Raw genomic sequence first — 18,584 nt, 5'->3', positions numbered from 1 at the left:
GAGCAGCGCCAGCGCGATGACCACAAACAGCGAGTAGCAGTACTCGCCGGCGCTGGAGGCGGCGAACCCGACCGGAATGAAGCCAGCGATCATGACCAGCGTGCCGGTCAGCATCGGAAAGGCGGTGGTTTTAAACGCCCAGGTGGCGGCCTGCCACTTACTGTCACCCGCTTCCAGCCGGGCCACCATCGCCTCGACGGTGATCATGGCGTCATCCACCAGCAGCCCCAGTGCGATAATCAGCGCACCCAGCGAGATGCGCTGCAGCCCGATACCGGCCAGCAACATACCGGTAAAGGTCATCGCCAGCACCAGCGGGATCGCCGCCGCCACCACCAGTCCGGCGCGCAGCCCCAGCGAGATAAACGACACGGCTAACACAATCACTACAGCTTCACCCAGGATTCGCACAAAACCGCTGACCGCCGTTTTTACCACCGCAGACTGATCGGCAACGCGGGTCATGGTGATGCCGTGCGGTAACTGACCAGCCAGCGTCTGCATGCGCTGATTCAGCTGCTGACCAAAGTCGAGCAGGTTGCCGCTGGCGGCCATGGAGACGGCCAGCCCGATAGCGGGCACGCCATTGACCCGGAACGTCGGGGCGGGCGGTTCGGCGGGTTGCAGGCTGATCGTTGCGAGATCGGTCAGCGGGATAAAGCGATCGCCGATATGCAGCGTCATCGCCTGCAGGCTGTCGACGGAGGTCAGGGTGCCGCTGACCCGCAGCGCAATATTCTCGCGGTCGGTGCGCAGGCTGCCCGCCGGGACGACCTCGTTCTGCGCGTTGATGGCGTCGCTGACCTGCTGCAAATCGAGACCCATGCCATTGAGCTTTTGCGGAGAAAAGGCGATAACCACCTGTTGCTCCTGCACCCCCAGCAGCCGGGTTTTGCCGATGTCGGGCAGGGTCGCCAGAGCGCGCCGCAGGTTATCGACGCGGTCGCGCAGCTCACGGGCGCTAAATCCCTCAGCGGTGAAGCCATAAATCGTGCCGAAGGTGTCATCAAACTCGTCGTTCACCGCCGGACCCTGCACGCCCTGCGGCAGAGAGGTGCTCACATCCTGCATCTTTTTGCGCAGCTGATACCAGATGCCCGCGACCTGAGACGGCGGCGTATCGTCACGCAGGTTGACATAGATGACCGTCTGCCCGGCGCGGGTTTCACTCTCCACCGTATCGAGAGAGGGGAGTTCCTGCACCTTCTGCTCCAGCACGTCCGTCACCAGCTGCACCATGGTATTAACGTCGGCGCCCGGCCATTGGGCAGAGACCACCGCGGTTTTGATGGTAAACGCCGGATCTTCATTGCGTGACAGATGTTCATAGCTCATCACGCCCGCGGCCATCACCAGCAGCATGAAAAAGACCACCAGCTGCTGATGCGCCAGCGCCCAGCCAGAGAGGTTAAAGCCAGCCGGTTTTTTCATGGTTCCTCCTGCGCAGGCAACACTTTTTCGCCGGGCTGCAGGGTGGCGACGCCGGCGGTAACGATGCGCTCGCCAGGCTGAATACCGGATGCGACGAAGATTTGCTGAGCATCAAAGCGGGCCAGCACCACCGGGCGAAGCTGCAGACGGGAAGCCGCATCCACAACCAGCAGCGCCGGCTGGTCGGCTAAGCGCGTCAGGGCGCTGGCGGGCAGGGCGATGACCGGCGGTTGCGAGTCGGGCAGGGTAACCATAACGGTGGCACCGGGCGCCATCGCCTCGGGCGGCTGATTCAGCGTGACACGCAGCCGCCAGGTGCGGGTCTGCGGGTCAGCCTGCGGACTGATGTCACGGACCGTGCCGCTGGCCTCGATGCCGGGGTCGGCAAGCAGCGTCACCTTCAGCGGTGTGCGATCAGCGATCTGCAGCCGCTCGGTGGTGGTCAGATCAAACACCGCATCGCGAGCATCCCCTGCGGCCAGCGTCATTACGCTTTGTCCGGCGCTGACCACCTGACCCGGCTGAACCGTGATAGCGGTGATCAGGCCCGCAGCAGGGGCCGTCAGCCGGGTCCAGCTGAGGCTATCCTGAGCATTTTTCAGTGCCGCTTCGCTACTGAGGCGGCGGGACTGCGCGCTCTGCCAGTCCGCCTGGGCACTGTCCAGCTGGCTGCGGGCGATAGCACCGCCGGGCATCAGCAACCGCATCCGATGCAGATTCAGCGCGGCGACCCGCTCCGCAGCCCGGGCGCTGTCGAGATCGGCCCGGGCGCTGCTCAGCTGGTTACGCGTCTGATCGTTTTCCAGCGCCGCCAGCGGTTGCCCGGCACTGACCCGATCGCCCAGTTCAGCCGTGCGGCTGACGACCCGCCCGTCGAGCCGGAAGGCCAGGGTGACTTCGTCATGCGCCCGGATTTCACCGGTCAGCCGCAGAGAGGCCGCACCGCCGGGCGGCGGCGCGGTCACGGTTTTTACCGGGCGGGGCGGAGCTGGCGGCGGGGCCGCACTGTTATCGCGGCAGCCGGTCATGATCAGCACCCCGGACAGCACAAAGACGAACGGCACCACGAGGTGAACAGAGAAGAGATGACGCCAGATCTGGCGGGCAGCATCAGATAAGAAGTCTGTCATAGCCGGGTTCCTGTAATGAGTTGTGCTCATTGAACCCGGCCCGTGTCCAGAAACGTTCCATGAACCATCAAGAAATGGTCAAGTCAGAACAATTTATCGATCCGGGAGTGTTATCCGAATCAGCAGGCCGCCGTCGGCGGGTAGCGAGGCGATGATCGTCCCGCCGTGCGCGTCGACAATGGCTTTGGCAATGGACAATCCCAGTCCGCTGCCGCCGGAGTGGCGGGCGCGTGAGGAGTCGGCGCGGGTAAAGCGGTCAAACAGCTGTGGCAGGAAGTCCGGATCCACGCCCTGACCGTAATCACGAAAGGTCAGTATCGTGGCCCGGGCGTCCCGGCTGGCGGAAATGAGCAGCACACCGCCGTCCGCCGCGTAGCGCAGCGCATTTTCGCAGAGGATGGTCACCACCTGCCCCAGCCGGAACGCATCGGCGCAGAGCAGCAGGTTGTCAGGGGCTTTCACGCGGAGGGTCAGGCCTGCCTGCTCTGCCTGCGGCAGCAGCCAGCCAGTGCGCTCACGCAGCAGCTCGGCGGGGTTAAAGCACTCCGGGTTCAGCGTAAGCTGCCCCGCATCCGCCAGTGACAGCAGATGCAGTTCGTCAGTCAGCCGGCTCAGTTGTGTCAGCTGCTTCATGATCATCGCCAGCTGCTGAGGGTCGGCCGGAAAAACGCCATCCAGAATGCCCTGCAGACGGCCCATCGCCGCCGTCAATGGAGAGCGCAGTTCGTGCGCCATCGCGACGTGAGAGGCGCGCAGCTCGCGCTCGTAACGCGCCAGCTGCTGTGTCATCTGATTAAAGTCTTCGGTAAAGCGCACCAGCTCCTGCGGAGCCGCGTCAACGACCGCCGCCGGGCGGCCAAACTCCCCCTGCGACACCGCACGCGCCGCCGTTGCCAGCTGGCTGAACTGTGCGGAGAGCGGACGCGCAAAGCGCAGCGCGATCAGTACCATAAGCGGAATGGTGACCACGACCAGAAGGATGACGGTCAGCCAGTCAGAGGAGGCCAGCGACGGATCGGAAAAATTGATGCCCCAGTATTGATCGACAATCTGATGGAAGCGCGCCGGATCGCTGGCGGGATGCTGGCGCAGCCGGGTGAACTCCTCCACCAGCGCGGGGGGCATCCGGTGGTAGACCCAGACCGCCTGCACCGCAAATCGCAGCCACATACAGAGGGCGATCAGCACTACGCTGCCTATCGCCAGCAACAGGACCCGGATGCAGATCCAGCGCCACAGTGAGGTGTGGGTTGCGTTCTTCATGGCTGTCTGAACCGGTAGCCAACGCTGCGCACCGCCGGCAGCACATCAGCGATGCCGGCGGCTTCGAGTTTACGGCGCAGGTTGTAGACATGGGTATCGACTACCCGCTCCAGCGCATCACTTTCCGGCAGGCAGTGCTCCAGCAGAAACAGGCGGGTAAAGGGACGCGTCGGGGCGCGCATCAGCGTGACCAGCAGGGAAAACTCGGTGGGCGTCAGATCGAGCCGGTGTGGGGCGTCGCTGTCACCCTCCACGATCGCGGTGAGCGCCTCGGGATCGACCGTTAAACCAGCCCAGCGCAGGACCCCGGCCGCGGCCGCGGGCGGCTGGCTGCGGCGCAGAACGGCCTGCACGCGCGCCACCACTTCACCGGGATGATAGGGTTTTACCACATAGTCATCGGCCCCATAGCGCAGCGCACCGATGCGATCGGGCGCGTCACCCATCGCCGTGACCATGATCACCGGGGTATCGTCACGCCGCCGGAGCGCCGCCAGCACCTCGGTGCCGTTCATGCCGGGCAGCATGATATCGAGCAGGATCAGATCGGGCTGCCAGCGTCTGGCCGCCTCCAGCCCGCCCGGTCCGTCACCCGCTATCGTAACCGCATAGTTTTCACGTTTCAGGTAAGCCTCAAGGACGCCCGCTGCATCCGCGTCATCTTCAATAATCAGTACACGTTTTTCCTGCATTTCCGGACCACCTTGACTGTTTCTTCATAAATCCCTGGCCGTTCATTGATACGCGCCTCGCATACTCACCTCCGGTGACGCGGTACTGACTCCCCAGCTCCGCACCGGATGTGATAATGAGGAAACGTGATGATAACCGGAAAAATAACGCTTCACATGGTCTGTTTGTCGCTGGGTTTCAGTGCCGCCGCCGCGATGGCCGAAGAGAGTCCCACGCCGCCTCCCAGCATGACGCTGGGCATTGCGGGCATTAACGCACCGCGCTACAGCGGCGCAAAGAGGAATCACTGGCAGGTGATGCCGGTGATTCAGGCGCGCGACGGAGCGTTTTTTCTCGATTCGCAAAAAGGTATCGGCTATGACCTGCAGGCGGATAACGGACTTTACCTTGAGCATACGCTGGGCTACGGGCTGGGCCGCTCAGACCAGAACTCCTCCTGGCGTGACGGGGATGACCGGCTGCGGGGAATGGGAAATATCAACGCGACGGTCAATACCGCGCTGGCGCTGGGCTGGTCTGTGACGCCGTGGCTGGTGCTGGAGGGGAAAGCGACGCTGCCATTGAGTGACAGTCAGGGCGTGCAGTACCGGACGTCGGTCACCCTGATCCCCTGGCAGACCACGGACGATACCGTGGCGCTGCAGGTGGCCGGTCTGTTCGGTGATGGACGCTACATGAACACCTGGTACGGCGTGAACAGCCAGCAGAGTGCGCGCAGCGGGTTTGCACGGTATAACGCTTCAGGGGGATTTTATGGAACGGACGCCAGCCTGACCTGGAGTCATCAGCTGACCCCTGCCTGGGCAGCCAGCGTCACGGGTGACTACAGCTGGCTCGATAAATCTGCCTTCGATAGCCCCATTGTCGCACGGCACGATGGGGCCGGGGTCACGCTGGCCCTCAGCTACTCCTTCTGAGCCACATGGGAATAAGCGGGATGCGCAGTCACCGTGCTCTGCTTGTCGCGCTCATTCTGTTATATCTGCTGGTCTTTACCCTGACCGGTGTCGCACTGAGCCTGTTTGATGCGCCGGAGCCGGGCTGGTGCGACAGGGAGGCGACAGAGAGGGTCGGGCGCCTCCCTTATCCTGACGCTGTCTGCGGGCCACATGACCCTGACCGGTCGGCTAATCTTTCTGTGGCTGGCGCTGGAGGAAATTCCATGTTGCACCCAGCATGCCGGAGTCGTTGCCGTAGGTGGCCGCATCAATGCGAATATCAATCTGATACTTTGCCAGCTGCTCAGCGAGTTCTTCAAGGAAAGGTTCCCGCGCCGTGATGCCGCCGCCGATAAATATCATCTGCGGATCAAAGACGCTGAAGAGGTTATATAAACAGGCCGCGAGATCCTGGTAGAATTTTTCCACCACCTGCTGCGCCATTTTTTCCTGGCGGTCGCAGGCGTCAAACACATCTTTGCCACTGACGTCGTCGACAGGCCGATCGGTGAGCTGACTGTAATTCTCCCGCAGCGCGGTCATGGTACAGCTCTGGCTCATGGTGTGGCGTTCAATGTCGCTGCTGGTGGGGCGTGAGGTCAGCAGACAGCCAAACTCACCTGCCCGGTTCCGGCCACCGCGAATCAGCGCACCGTTGCAGAAAGCGGCTCCGCCCAGCCCGGTTCCGATGGTCAGCATCAGGAAATCGTTCAGTTTTTTCGCTTTGCCCAGCCAGTATTCCGCCAGCAGGGCACAGTGCGCGTCGTTTTCCACCGTGGCAGGCAGGGATGTTTTCTCCGTCAGCCACTGGCTCAGATGAAACTGGTCAAAATCACGGATGGTGCCGCCCATCTCAATAAAGCCTTTATCGGGGTCGATATAGCCTGGCGTACTCACGGCGATACCTTCACAGCCGGGATTCTTCTCCAGCCAGCCCACTATTTCTTCCAGAATTTTGTCCCGCGCGTTGTGGGAAATGTCGGTGCTCTCCTGCGTCAGAATGTTTCCCCGATCGTCCACCACGCCCATTTTTAAAGAGGTACCGCCAATATCAAAAGCTGCAATATTCATCAACGTTCTCTGAAATGATGTTGGTGCGCTTAATTGTAGTGTTTAAATAAAATCGCAGGCGGCCGGGCAGCCGCAATTTTGTCAGGAAAGGTACAGATTTATAAAGCTGCTGCTGGGTAATGACCACAGACATGCATCTGATATTGAACGCGCTGATCAGGGATTAACCGTACTGCCAGCCGCTCCATCAGGATAACGAAAGCTGACATGATGCGCGCCGTTCTGCATGGGTGTCTTCACAATCCGGTCACGCTCATTGTGATCAGCAGGAGTGCGTGCTGAACTAGCGGTACAGAGGGGGGGACTATGCAAACCTGACTATCCGCATGAAAGTCAGATTTCAACATTAACCCGGTCTTACCGGCTAAGCAGGCTAATTAAGGGCTGGTTAGTGCTTCTTGAAATGAGCTGAATTATACTGTCGGCAATGACAGCAAATTCAGTGATTTCTTAATGATTTACATTATCGATGACCAGATTGCTTACAATTCTGATGACTGCACGCTGAGCCATCTCCCTACTCAGGAGACGCTGAGTCTGAGTATTTCATCAGGCCGCTTATTCGAGCAATTACTGAATTCTGAGGGTGAAATACTGGCGCGTGAAACCCTGTTGACCGAAGTCTGGGATAAATATGGCCTGCGTGGATCTAATAGTAATCTGAATCAGTACCTGAGTATCCTGCGCAGAGCGCTCGCAGCTTATGGCTGTGAAAATCTCATCATCACCATTCCGAAAATTGGCATCCGGCTCAATACTGAAATCAAAATCAGACACGAATCTTCTCAGGCTATTGTTGCGGCGCAGACTCAGAATTATGAAATGCCGGTTGAGGATAATGATGCTGGTCAGGATAGCCATGCTGCGTCCTGCGTTTCTCATAAGGAGGATAGGGCAGTAGAAAAATCTGCTGTTACCATCAGGACAGCCCAGATTGCGCTTATCCTGATGCTGTTTCTGGGGGGCGCGTTCTGGTATTTCTCTTCTGATTCGTCAGCACCAAAGACGGCCTCTATGAGCACCATCAAACTTGAAGGCGGCTGCGAGGCGGTGATTATCCCAGGTCTGGACGTGTTCGGGAAAAAGTCAGTTTATAAGCAACTCTCTGAAATTCTCAAAGAGAATAATGAGACTTGTGCGCCAGGACGACGGATCTATTTTGATAAAAATACCGCATTTTCTACCGCTGACTACGGCAGAACAACGCTATCCGCATGTAACCTGGACAGCAGCGGCAATATCGTTTCCTGTGACAACATCTATTATCTTGACTGGAGAACGATTTGAAACACAACACTACTCTCACGCTAATAATAACACTGGCCTCGTTACTACTATTCTCTTTAGCAGGTGTTAGCTATTTCAAGCGTCAGACTGATGATCTCCCTTTCCGCTGTTCAGCTTTCAGCCGTTATGACCTTAGTCGCCATGAAAACAATAAAATTGAGTTTGTTGTTTCTCAGAATCTACGTTTTATCAATCTGCAATCAGGTTATCTGTTATTAAATGGGCAGGCAACTTATGGTGATAAGGTAACAATACTTAATCGTCGTATTGCCCTGAGCGAAGGGAGTAAAATAGAGCACGACACTTATCGTTATAAAATCAGAAAGATCATCTCCTCCACCAACGATACGACGCCAGATGCTATCTTTAATCTACTGCTGGCTGAAATTACTCTCGATCCTGGCTATCTTCAGCTTGATATCACTCAGGTCGATAAAAAGACCTATCTGGTTGGCGGTCCGCTCTCATTCCTTTTTAACTGTCAGCGTTACTAAACCAAAGAACAGCAGTTTCCGATGCGGGTAAAACGGAATGAGATAGTCACTTCCTGCATTACTGAGAGATGCAAAATCGTCGCTGCTGACTGAAGATTGTATACTAATTCAGCCAGGCGTTTCGTTGCACACATAGGTAGGAATAGAATCAACCATAAAAATGAAATTATTATTTTTTTGTTTAATCACTCGCATATAGATATCTCTTTCTGATGTCACAAAGAAATGGGGAACATACATCTTCATCTCATCATCGCTGAGATTATCATCAGGCAGTCGGATGTTTTTTGTAGAAAACATATAAAAAATATCACCATTGCGCTCTAAGTTAAAGGAGACTTTACGATTAAATGTATTTTCAGGGTTATTTTCTGAGCGTCCTGTTATGTGAACCAACCCAAAGTTACCCCGGATCATATAATCCAGAGACAGTTTATATTTGTCGTCATTATAGTGCTGCACTAAATTGGCATGGCAACTGAAGTTTTCTGGCTGCCGACGCTGAATATAGTGATAAAGTAAATAAGTTGTTTCGGCCACAATAACTGCGCCCAGTAGAATCCATACAAATTTTCTAATCATCCTGAGTTAAACCTCTGAAATAATACTCTGAAATACAGGTGTTGGTCCTGGTCATTGGTTTGTTGCAGCGTATTACTGAAATTCTGGGCAGCATTAAATAATGAGTTATATAGACCCATGGATAATTGCTGCAGTTGGTATCCAGCTTCTCAAAAAGAGAGAGAGTCTTTATCTTGTCCTCTGGCGTGGCATTCTTATCCGCGATGAAAATATGGCAACCACTGGCCTCGGCCAGAAAAATGTAGTGACTGAAGTAGAGGCGGGAGTTGATGGAAGTATTATCTTTCACGCCTGCAATCAGAATTAATAGAATTATTGCCACCAGACCTGCTGCCCATAGTGATAAAGAGCGGGGCTTCTTTTGCACTATCCTGTCTGATGGTGCTATCTGAGCTGCGTTATCTGCTGACTGCGCTTCCGGGGTTGCCGGCAGCTTATTACTCTTTTCTGCATCCGCCATTGGTGGAAGATCTTCATGCTGTTCCTGCGCCAGAAAGTGCTCATCCATAAAATGCGCATTTTCATCGCTGTGTGTTGCCAGCTTTTCACTACTGCGCTTGGTTATTTCAGTACCACTGGCCAGTGTCAGCCCCACTCGCGGGATCGTTACGACTGGATCTTCAGGCAGTCCAACTTTTTTCAATCCTTTTCGCAGGATTGAAATGTTCTGATAGAACGTATTGGGAGAAACAAGCATGCCATTTTTCTCCCAGACGATGTCCATGAACTCTTGCTGAGTAACAATCTTTCCATCGCGAGTGATGAGCAATAATAAGCAACGACCTGCGGGGGAATTCAGCACAACTGAATTTCCCGGCTCTTTCAAGTTACGCAAAGTGCTGGTCGCAGGATGAAATTCAACAAACCCATTAATAATGTAATGATTATGCATCTAACGAAACCCGGAGGAAATGCTAATTGTATCTTTTATTTCTCCTTTAGTTAATTTAACAAGGTGAAGTGCAGTGCATATATGCTAGTCAAATGAGCAGGCGTATTAAGGTTATTTGAAAGTTGTAACTTGCGTTGAGGAGTTACCGTTAAAATGGAGAGTATGAATTGGCGTGGGTAAGAAGGAATTAAGCTCATTTTTTTGAGGGTGACATTACAGGTATTAACATACCCTCATCAAAAAATAATATTGACTCTATGGCTTATTTGTAGTCAGCTGCATAAATAAAACAAGGGCCTGTTCCGGCCCTTGTTTTAAAATATTAATTAGACGTAAGTACCATTGATTACACTTGAGGCCCACTGGGTGACCAGGCTGGTTACCGTCTCTGGCTCGTCCCAGCCAATAATTGCAGCACCAACGAAACCAGTGATTCCGCCCATTACACCGCCAACAATCATGCCAACGCCCTGACCGATAGCTCCAATTCCGATCAGACCACCACCGTCACCACCATGAGCGCCGCCTACCAGAGCACCAGCAGAAGCTGCTGCTACGCCGCCGAGAATGGCGCTGGTTAATGAACTCCAGATACCAGCACCCGCTACTGCTTCAATTTCCATCATGTTTAAATCGCGCATATTATTTCCTTCACTTTAAATGATTAAATCGGGCCTTTGGTTTTTGCCAGCAGCCAACGAAAAAAATTATGCATTTATTTGTGATATATATAAATAGAAGTTATTCTATTTATGGCTTTACCAGGGTTTTTTATAAGTATTAGGTGATGTCATATTCAAAAATATGTTAAATCCTGATTTGTTCATGCGCGAAATTTTTCACGCAATGACGTAAGCGACTTATTTCGTTCTTCATTGAGATTTCATCAGGGTAGAGTGATGTAAAGTTAATGATGTCACTTTCCGAATTGAGACATACATAAGTAACCTGCCAGACACGTTTTCCACTTCCTGGGTTAGAAACGAAATTGTAGATTACCTCGACGGTTTCCTGGAATGCACTGTCAGCCGTAAAATCTTCCATTTTAACAAGATTGAATTGCTGAAAGACTTTTTCTGCATTGTTGATTTGCATAGTGATGTTTTCAGCCAGGCTTTTACCGGCAGGCAGGCGCTCACGATTGATTGTGATCTGTTGCCCGGATCTGAATGCTATAATATCTATAGTTTGTGTTTTAACATCTTCATCAAAATGAATAGTGCCTTCGAGACATTTTAAACAACGCTGCATATTGAATCCTCAGATTTATAAAAAGGCAATGCACACTGCTTTTTTGCATGTTTAGTTGACAGCTATAGTAGCATGCGATGAGTTGATCAAATTTAGAAATTCGTTTTTAGATATCTCTGTTGTTCCATAGCGGTTAATCTGAATAATGCGATCGGCACTTAAAATCGTTTGTGGTCGATGTGCAATAATAATTCGCGTTACACTCATGTGCCTGATGGCATCATTAATGGCACTTTCTTTAGAAACATCCAGATGGCTGGTTGCTTCATCCAGAATCAAGATACGTGGATTTCGATAAAGTGCACGTGCAAGAATGACTCGCTGAATTTGTCCGCCTGAAAGCGAGGATCCCATATCGCCCACCATGCTGTTATAGCCCATCGGCATAGCCATGATGTCATCATGAATCTGGGCAATACGCGCGGCTCGTTCAATCCGATGCCGATCCAGATTGGCATCAAAGAAAGCGATGTTGTCCATGATTGAACCAGCGAACAGGATATCGCTTTGCATCACACTACCAATCATATCGCGATAGTTTTTCATGCCCAGTTTAGTGTGCTCGACGCCGTTGATGCTGATTGTTCCGAAATCAGGTTTGAGCAGGCCCAGCAAGATTTTTGCCAAAGTTGTTTTACCCTGTCCTGATGGGCCGACTATGGCAATAGACTGGCCAGCTTCAATGGACAGATTAAAATCAGAGAAAATATCTGCTTCAGTTTCTGAATAGCGGAAAGAGAGGTTGCGGATATCCAGACTTATCGGTCCATTGTCATTAGCTAATATGACATTACTTTCCATATCCTGTTCTTTTTCTGTCAATACAATGTCAGAAAGGCGTTCGCCATGCAGACGCAGCATTTTGAACTCGATTAATGCGTTAATCAGGCCAGCTGAACGTGCAATAAATTGATCTGAAAAGGAGATAAATGCCACCAGCATCCCGCTTGTGAAGTTGCCATCCAGCACCTGCGCCGCCGCCAGCCAGATTAATATAATTTTGCCAACGCCTGAAATTGCTCCCTGCAATGTATTGAAAAAGATCGAGAGTTTCTGCGTTGTAATCCCTTTGTTCGTCGATTCGACGGTTTCGTTCGTGTAGGTGGAAACGCGCAGGTCTTGCTTGTTGTTAAGCTTGATGGCCTGTACGCCACGGATGGACTCCAGCAGCTGCGACTGGACTATTGCGGAGGCCATCAGCTGGTCTTCATTAGCGCGCCGGAAGGGTTCAAAAGAAATCCAGCGGATGAGCGCATACAGAAGGAACAGACCGACCACCACAAAAGTCAGTGTCGCGTTATAGGTGAAAATGACTCCAAGTGTCACAAGTGCCATCACGCCGTCGAAGATAGACGAGATGAAGCGACCCGTCAGAGTACTTTGAATATTGCCTAGTGAACTGAAGCGAGAAAGAATGTCGCCGACATGCCGTTCCTCAAAGTACTTCAGGGGTAAGCCCAGCAAATGGGCGCATAGATTTGAAGACCACTGAACACTCAGCATGCTGGAGAACCAGGTGGTGACCCAGCTGCGTAATGCTGAAATCATACTCTGCAAGAGAGTAATGCAGATAAACGCCACGCCCAGCAAAGTCAGTAAATCGCCATCTGCCGAAACCAGCACCTGATCGATAACCCACTGCATATAAAATGGTGTGATGATGCCGAAGAACTCCAGCGCAAGTGATAGTAAGGCCACCTGAATAAAAGCGGATCCAATCCCTGACACATTGCGGATCAGGTTGAGCATTGAGATGGATTTCTTCTCGTTCTTCTTCTCAAACGTTGCAGCAGGGTACAGCTCCAGTGCCACACCGGTGAACGATGTTGAGACTTCATCCATCAGCACCTTTCGTACGCCACGCGCCGGGTCATGGATAAGAATTTTGTTTTTCGCAATACTTTTAAGCACAACGAAATGGTTCATGTCCCAGTGCAGTACGCAAGGCAGATTCAACTTGTCTAGCTCATCCAGTTCGAGCCGAACTGCACGACACCCCATGCCTAAATGCTGAGCAAAAGACATAACATTCGCCAGGGTGCTACCTTTCGTGGAGGTTGGGAATCGTTGCCGAAGTGAGACCATATCAATGTGATGGCCATAATAGCCAGCGATCATCCCGATGCAGGTAAGGCCACATTCAGCGGCCTGTGCCTGGCGTAAGACGGGCAATTTCTGGCGAAATGACAAATTCAGTTTGTGAAATAAATCCATTATAAACCTGGCTAAAGAGTAAAATTTAAAGAGAAGTCATTTTTCCCAGAGCATGCAGTGGTTCAAGAACCCATTCGTAAATACGACGCTTATCAATAATAAAATCAGCCTCCAGTCCGCTACCTGGACGCAAAGAGCTCTGCTTGCCGTAAGCCTGAACCGTTTGTTTATCCAGAGTGACTTTCACCTGATACATCGATTCCTGAACCTGGCTGTCACCAGTGATGGTCGCGACTTCCTGAGGTGAGAGCGCAGATTTTGAAATTTCCAGCACTGTGCCGTACTGCTGACCAAATTTCTGCCAGGGGAATGATTGATAGCGAAGCACTACTCGCTGTCCCGGTTGGATAAAACCAATCGCCCGGCTGCTCAGCATGATGCGCGCCTGCAAATGTGCGTTATCTGGCAATATCATTGCCAGCGTCTGACCTGCTGTTACAACCTGACCCTGTTTTACCAGCACTGCGCTGACGGTGCCTTTTTCAGGCGCACGAAGCTCTACTGAGCGGCGTGATTCGTTTTCCATCATCGACTGTGTGATTTCTGATAGCTTCTGTTGCAGATCGTTTTTCTGCTGAGAATAGGTAATGGGCTGTTCGCGTAACTGCTGTCGTGCCTGTGCCAGTTGCTGACGAACATCAATGCGCTGACGTGCGACATCCTGCAACCTGATGCCAGCATCAAGTAAGTCATTCTGCTGTTGCTCTACCTGCGTATTTGAGGCATAGCCTTCCCTGCGCATTGCCGCGATTTTATTCAGTTGATTTTTGGAGAGCTGAATTTGTTGAGTGCGTTGCCGGTAAATTTTTTCCAGCTCAACAGATTGCTGGCCAAGCAAATTAACCTTTTCCTGTAACGATTTTAACGTCTCACTATTAAGTTCATCGAGATTGAGCAGTTGATTATTCAATCCCTGTTTCTGAAGCTCCAGCTGTCTGGCGATAGCTTCGCGCGTAGAACCATAGCGCGTAGAAATCTCCGAAGATACGGTGGCAATCTGGCTGCCTTTTTTCAGTCTGTCACCTTCACGAACGGGAAGGGCGATCACCGTGCCGGCGCTCATCGCTGTGATGGTCATCATGCCGTTTTCTGGTACCAGCACCCCTTTTGCGGTTTCCCGTTTGGTATAACTGCCAAAAATGCAAAAGGCGGTCAGTATGGCTACCAGCATACAAACCAGAGTAATGATTACCCACCTGAATGGCGGGCAATACAACGCCACTGACCCTAATACTTTGGTCTTTTTCGCATCCAGTGATTCTTTACGAAATAAGTCGTTATTCATGAATTAAATTTCCGATCACAATGCACCACAGTTAAAGCTTTTCATCGCGTTAAAGTCGAGTGAGCCAGTGGCAGTTTTTAATTTGACGATTGACTGGATTAACAAGTTTTGTGCTTGCGCCAGATCCTGAATTGCCTGGAAGTACTCTTTTTCAGCATTAAATTCATCAATCAGCGTCCGCTGGCCAATTTCCCGGCCATAACGTGTAGCGATGAGGCGTTTATTTGCTGAGGTAATTGCCCGTTCATAGGCTTTGATTCGCGACTGGCTATTGAGGACGGCAGATGCCGCTTGTACAGCTTTTTCTTCGGCTCTGCGCCGGGCATCAATCACTAAATCTTTGCTTTGTTCGTAGCGGTGCGCGGCCTCAAGACTTTGCGAAATCTGGCTACCGCCTGCAAACAAGGGTACTGAAATGTTCACACTGATTTGTGTGTTATCAGTTTTGGATGTTGTGCCGAAGATAGTGTCCAGATAGTTGCCATCTTCGGCGCGGCTCCAGTTTTTTCCATATCCAGCCTGAAAGGTTATCACTGGCATGTGACCGGATGTTGCGGTCAGAATATCAGCTTCACTGGCTTTGCGAGTCTGAATGGCGGCCAGAACGTCGAGATTATTTGTGGCGGCGGCACGTTTTAATTGCTCCGGCAGGAGTTTTTCATTGTAACGCACGCAGCGCATGCTTTTATCTGAAATATCCTGCGCGTTGAGTCCGGTAAGTTGACGGAATGAGACATTAGCATCGTGGAGATCATTTTCTGCCGCCAGTTCATCGGCAACTGCTTTATCATAGTTGGCCTGTGCTTCGGCTTCATCCAGCCGTGTGCCATCTCCCACTTCAAGAGCCTTATGAGCCTGTTTAAGCTTAGCACTGAAAGCGGCCAGAATACGCTGATTAGTTTCCAGTACGCTACGCTGATAGACTACGCCGTAATAGGCGGACGTTACATCACTAATCAGTTTTTGCTGGGCAATCAGCAGATTCACATCTGCAAGATCGCCGATGACCACACTTTTGCGCCAGGTCGCATATTTCGACATGTCAAAAACAGGCTGTTGCAGGTTGAAGCTATAGCTATGCCGGGTTACACCAGCAGAATAGGCCGCATCCGGCTGATCGGATTTACTCCAGGAACCATCGAGAGAAATCGTCGGCAATAAACCAGCAAACCCCTGATACTTTTTTTGACCATCAGCGTTATGCAGGCTTCGGGCAGCGTTAATTTCTGCATTATAGATATTGGCCGCAATCAATGATTCCTGAAGAGAAAGTGCCCAGACCTGACTGGATAGCAATAAACTTCCCGCTACAGGGATAACGAATTTAATGAGCATGGTTTTCCAAAAATATTAAAAAATCAGAAGAAAGCTTTTTGATGCAAAAATATTAACAATTCGTTTTCATTTCTCAGGTTGAGTTTGTTCATTGCATTTCTTTTCTGGGTCGAAACAGTGCTCATGGCGCGGCATTTTTTAGAGGCTATTTCAGACAACGTATGACCTTCCTGGATGAGATTAATAACTTCCCACTCTTTTGGTGTCAGATGAGCATGTTCCTGCTGTAAAACTTCCTGTAAAGAATGAGAAATATAAGGTTTTTCTGGAGTGACAAACATAACGGTTTTGAGTGCTTTAATCAATTCCTGTGGCGTATCCTGTGAGCTAATCATAATATCCACGCCTGCATTTGCTACTTTTTTTAGCAGCGCTTTGTTCATGTTTTGGGCCAGGAATATAGTAGTGATGTTTTTAATTTCATGTAGCCTGGAAAGTGCTTTTTTTATCTCATTCTGCTGAAAGGTATTGTCAAATAAACATGATGAGTTAATTATTATGATGTCGATTTTGTTTTTCTCGGCTGCTTCTATCACGCTTTTAATATCGGGGAATTGATGCAGGTGAACATGGTCAATATTCATCTCCTGTTGAATGAATGAAGCCATCAAATCGTAAGACATATGATATTTATGTAAAAATGTCACATTTAATGTCGTGAGCATATTACTTTTCACGGGCTGCTTAACTCTCTATTGTATGGGGTCTTTTTTCCATAATCATCAATCACGCTCCAGCGTAATGTACGTTGGATCCCTGCGTTTATCGCGGGAAATGAGATCGAGGAAAAGGGCGCAATCATATCGGCTTTCAGATGTTTTTCACCCAGACTGATGCTTCCCAAAGTTATGTAGTAAGGGGTGGGGTTGTCGACCTTCAGCACGGCGTTCTCTTCATTGGTGTGATTGAGAGTAAAGCGTAACTTTTCGCCGATATTTTCGTCAGGTTCTTTAAGTCCGGATGGACGCACAAATATTTTCAAGCGAATACGCAACGGCAGGACTATTTTCTTTTCCTCTGCGGTTTCCTGCTGTGTATTTGGAGGAATCTGATAAATATTCAGCCAGTATACCCGTTCGCGGTCTTTAGGCATTCCATCACGTGAAAGTAACATTACCCGCAGGTTGCGGGACTCTGCTGGAGCCAATTTGAACATTGGCGGTACCACAATAAGCGGTGTGCTGATACGATCTGGCGGACTTAGTGGCTCATTATCATCTGTCCACATCTGAACCAATGCTGGGGAAGTGATTGAGTTCACGACGGTAATCGATTCTGCGACACTGTTTTCGTTGAAAACGAGACGGCTTTGAGTGCTGTTAACAACGGCACTGGCAGTGCCAGTGCTCATAATAAGCGCACCGAAAAGCAGCAGGTTATTGCAGACTAACGATAATCTGTGCTTGCGCATTAACTGAACCTGTTTTTACGGTTAAACCTGGAATTTGTTCTAAAGACGCCGTAAAGGAACCCGCGTATGACATGCCACCAGAAGCATTAATACCTGTTACATTCATGAGATCGGCAAACCCATACCAGCCTGCTGTATTCCCGGTACCGGTGTCGGTACTGCTGGACAACAAGTTAAGCGCACTTGTACCAGATGAATAAATTCGGATACCAACCCCAGAAGCTACGCCATTGGCACCATAATTATCGTCAAGTAAATAGCTTATGCCACCCGAACTGTTTTCCAATTTAAGCTCACTTGCTTTTGATTTCGCTGAGGGGGAGACCAGAAAACCCACAGCGACCGGTGCGTCATCGTCATCGGGAGTCGTACCCGATATTGCGCCAGCATTACAATCTATCGAAATATTAAAGGTTTTAGTGCTGGCCACATCATTTTCTAAATCGCTCACTGTAATAGGCGGTAGATTAACTACCTGGTCAAAATCTCCCAGGGTGCAGTTATTACCATGAATGACAGTGGTGGTACCGCCTCCCATGGTCCAGACGGCTACGGAATGATCACTCTTCTCCGGGCTGTTGGCTAAGGAACCCGTTTTGGCGTTGTTATTAATAGTCGGCGTTCTTAAGGTCACGTACCCTTGTGCTGATGTCGCCAAAAATGGATTTCGTCGTACTATTCCAAAATCTAAGGCGGATTTAACCAATTCAAATGTTGCGCTGTCGAATGCGGATGCTGGTATATAAATTTTCGAGCCAATGACAACATAATCTTCTTCTGTAAGCTTGCGCTCCTGCCAGGAGTTGGTGTAATAAAGCCCGGTTCTCTGATTAAATATTCGATAAGCAATACTCTTTGAAGGTGTCTGGTAGCCATGTTCGACGTCGGAAACTTCTTTGCCACCATAAAACTCTCCGCTTACGCCAGGTAATGCATAGATTTCATAGATATCATCAGCATCGGAAAGGTCGCATTTAAACACAATCTGATTAGCTGAATAGGACACTTTCTGCCCTTTTTCCAGGATAGGGAGATCTGCGACGGCTAATACCGTTCCGGCAGGCGCAATTGACTGTGCGGCTGTACCCATAATAATTGTTCCAAATGAGATAGATGCCGCAGTCGTGGCATATACCCCACCCCAATCTTTAGCGGTATATCCTAAATCTGCCACTTCCTGAGGAATCGAACGGGTCGTTTTGCCTATGGAGGTGACCTTGTAGCAGGTTGCCTTAGCTACTGGCGTTAGTGCTACTAATATTGAGGCGACCAGCCATGGTTTCAATTTAGTGATGTTAAGTTTCATG

18 protein-coding genes are annotated in these 18,584 nt (G+C 50.9%); 3 read left to right on the top strand and 15 right to left on the bottom strand.

The genetic code is table 11. The features are described from left to right. From CKF42_RS17800 to CKF42_RS17785, 4 genes are all read right to left on the bottom strand, one after another. Positions 1-1,431, bottom strand: a 1,431-nt coding sequence (locus CKF42_RS17800; protein WP_146239956.1) for an efflux RND transporter permease subunit, incomplete at its 3' end; no start/stop codon positions are given. Continuing rightward, a complete protein-coding gene (locus tag CKF42_RS17795; protein ID WP_111208819.1) occupies positions 1,428-2,561 on the bottom strand; it encodes an efflux RND transporter periplasmic adaptor subunit in 1,134 nt (377 codons plus the stop codon). The genes CKF42_RS17800 and CKF42_RS17795, both read right to left, overlap by 4 nt. 93 nt (positions 2,562-2,654) lie before the next feature. Then, on the bottom strand, positions 2,655-3,824 hold the full coding sequence (locus CKF42_RS17790) for a cell wall metabolism sensor histidine kinase WalK (RefSeq protein ID WP_111208818.1): 1,170 nt from the start codon (positions 3,822-3,824) through the stop codon (positions 2,655-2,657). Further along, complete coding sequence (locus CKF42_RS17785) at positions 3,821-4,516, bottom strand: response regulator (protein WP_111208817.1); 696 nt, start codon at positions 4,514-4,516, stop codon at positions 3,821-3,823. The genes CKF42_RS17790 and CKF42_RS17785 overlap by 4 nt, the downstream gene beginning before the upstream one ends. A 129-nt stretch (positions 4,517-4,645) precedes the next feature. Here CKF42_RS17785 and CKF42_RS17780 point away from each other — a divergent pair, with 129 nt between their 5' ends. Beyond that, a complete protein-coding gene (locus CKF42_RS17780; RefSeq protein WP_111208816.1) occupies positions 4,646-5,434 on the top strand; it encodes a MipA/OmpV family protein in 789 nt (262 codons plus the stop codon). A 210-nt stretch (positions 5,435-5,644) separates the two neighbouring features. Here the strand turns inward: CKF42_RS17780 and CKF42_RS17775 are convergent, their stop codons facing one another. Beyond that, a complete protein-coding gene (locus tag CKF42_RS17775) occupies positions 5,645-6,526 on the bottom strand; it encodes an ROK family protein (protein WP_111208815.1) in 882 nt (293 codons plus the stop codon). Between the two features lie 453 nt (positions 6,527-6,979). On the opposite strand from CKF42_RS17775, the gene CKF42_RS17770 reads away from it, so the two are divergent. Further along, complete coding sequence (locus CKF42_RS17770) at positions 6,980-7,813, top strand: winged helix-turn-helix domain-containing protein (RefSeq protein ID WP_111208814.1); 834 nt, start codon at positions 6,980-6,982, stop codon at positions 7,811-7,813. Further along, positions 7,810-8,307 carry a FidL-like protein gene (locus tag CKF42_RS17765; protein WP_111208813.1) on the top strand — a complete coding sequence of 166 codons (498 nt, stop codon included), beginning with the start codon at positions 7,810-7,812 and terminating at the stop codon, positions 8,305-8,307. The genes CKF42_RS17770 and CKF42_RS17765 overlap by 4 nt, the downstream gene beginning before the upstream one ends. Positions 8,308-8,415: 108 nt before the next feature. Here CKF42_RS17765 and CKF42_RS17760 read toward each other — a convergent pair whose 3' ends face one another. The 10 genes from CKF42_RS17760 to CKF42_RS17715 all read right to left on the bottom strand — a co-directional run bounded on the left by CKF42_RS17760 (position 8,416) and on the right by CKF42_RS17715 (position 18,583). Beyond that, positions 8,416-8,889, bottom strand: a complete 474-nt coding sequence (locus CKF42_RS17760; RefSeq protein WP_111208812.1) for a hypothetical protein — start codon at positions 8,887-8,889, stop codon at positions 8,416-8,418. Further along, the gene (locus tag CKF42_RS17755) at positions 8,882-9,781 is read right to left on the bottom strand and encodes a winged helix-turn-helix domain-containing protein (RefSeq protein WP_111208811.1); all 900 of its coding nucleotides are present in this window, start codon (positions 9,779-9,781) and stop codon (positions 8,882-8,884) included. Before CKF42_RS17755 ends, CKF42_RS17760 begins: the two co-directional genes overlap by 8 nt. A 326-nt stretch (positions 9,782-10,107) precedes the next feature. Continuing rightward, on the bottom strand, positions 10,108-10,422 hold the full coding sequence (locus CKF42_RS17750; RefSeq protein WP_111208810.1) for a colicin V synthesis protein: 315 nt from the start codon (positions 10,420-10,422) through the stop codon (positions 10,108-10,110). 166 nt (positions 10,423-10,588) lie between these two features. Further along, the gene (locus CKF42_RS17745) at positions 10,589-11,032 is read right to left on the bottom strand and encodes a DcrB-related protein (RefSeq protein WP_111208809.1); all 444 of its coding nucleotides are present in this window, start codon (positions 11,030-11,032) and stop codon (positions 10,589-10,591) included. 51 nt (positions 11,033-11,083) lie between these two features. Continuing rightward, on the bottom strand, positions 11,084-13,246 hold the full coding sequence (locus CKF42_RS17740; RefSeq protein WP_111208808.1) for a peptidase domain-containing ABC transporter: 2,163 nt from the start codon (positions 13,244-13,246) through the stop codon (positions 11,084-11,086). Between the two features lie 25 nt (positions 13,247-13,271). Further along, positions 13,272-14,531, bottom strand: coding sequence for an HlyD family secretion protein (locus CKF42_RS17735; RefSeq protein ID WP_111208807.1), 1,260 nt, complete (start codon positions 14,529-14,531; stop codon positions 13,272-13,274). Positions 14,532-14,546: 15 nt separating this feature from the next. Then, positions 14,547-15,866 (bottom strand): TolC family outer membrane protein, encoded by a 1,320-nt coding sequence (locus tag CKF42_RS17730; RefSeq protein ID WP_111208806.1) that lies wholly within the window; start codon positions 15,864-15,866, stop codon positions 14,547-14,549. Positions 15,867-15,889: 23 nt separating this feature from the next. Next, positions 15,890-16,531 carry a LuxR C-terminal-related transcriptional regulator gene (locus CKF42_RS17725; protein ID WP_111208805.1) on the bottom strand — a complete coding sequence of 214 codons (642 nt, stop codon included), beginning with the start codon at positions 16,529-16,531 and terminating at the stop codon, positions 15,890-15,892. An 8-nt stretch (positions 16,532-16,539) separates the two neighbouring features. Beyond that, a complete protein-coding gene (locus CKF42_RS17720; RefSeq protein ID WP_111208804.1) occupies positions 16,540-17,277 on the bottom strand; it encodes a fimbria/pilus periplasmic chaperone in 738 nt (245 codons plus the stop codon). Then, a complete protein-coding gene (locus CKF42_RS17715; protein ID WP_158526771.1) occupies positions 17,243-18,583 on the bottom strand; it encodes a fimbrial protein in 1,341 nt (446 codons plus the stop codon). Before CKF42_RS17715 ends, CKF42_RS17720 begins: the two co-directional genes overlap by 35 nt. Position 18,584 lies beyond the last annotated feature (1 nt).

It is taken from the genome of Pantoea sp. ARC270 (assembly GCF_003236725.1).
Taxonomy (GTDB): domain Bacteria; phylum Pseudomonadota; class Gammaproteobacteria; order Enterobacterales; family Enterobacteriaceae; genus Pantoea; species Pantoea anthophila.
The sequence above is the reverse complement of the archived record's forward strand: the minus strand, read 5'-3'. Positions and strand labels throughout refer to the sequence as shown.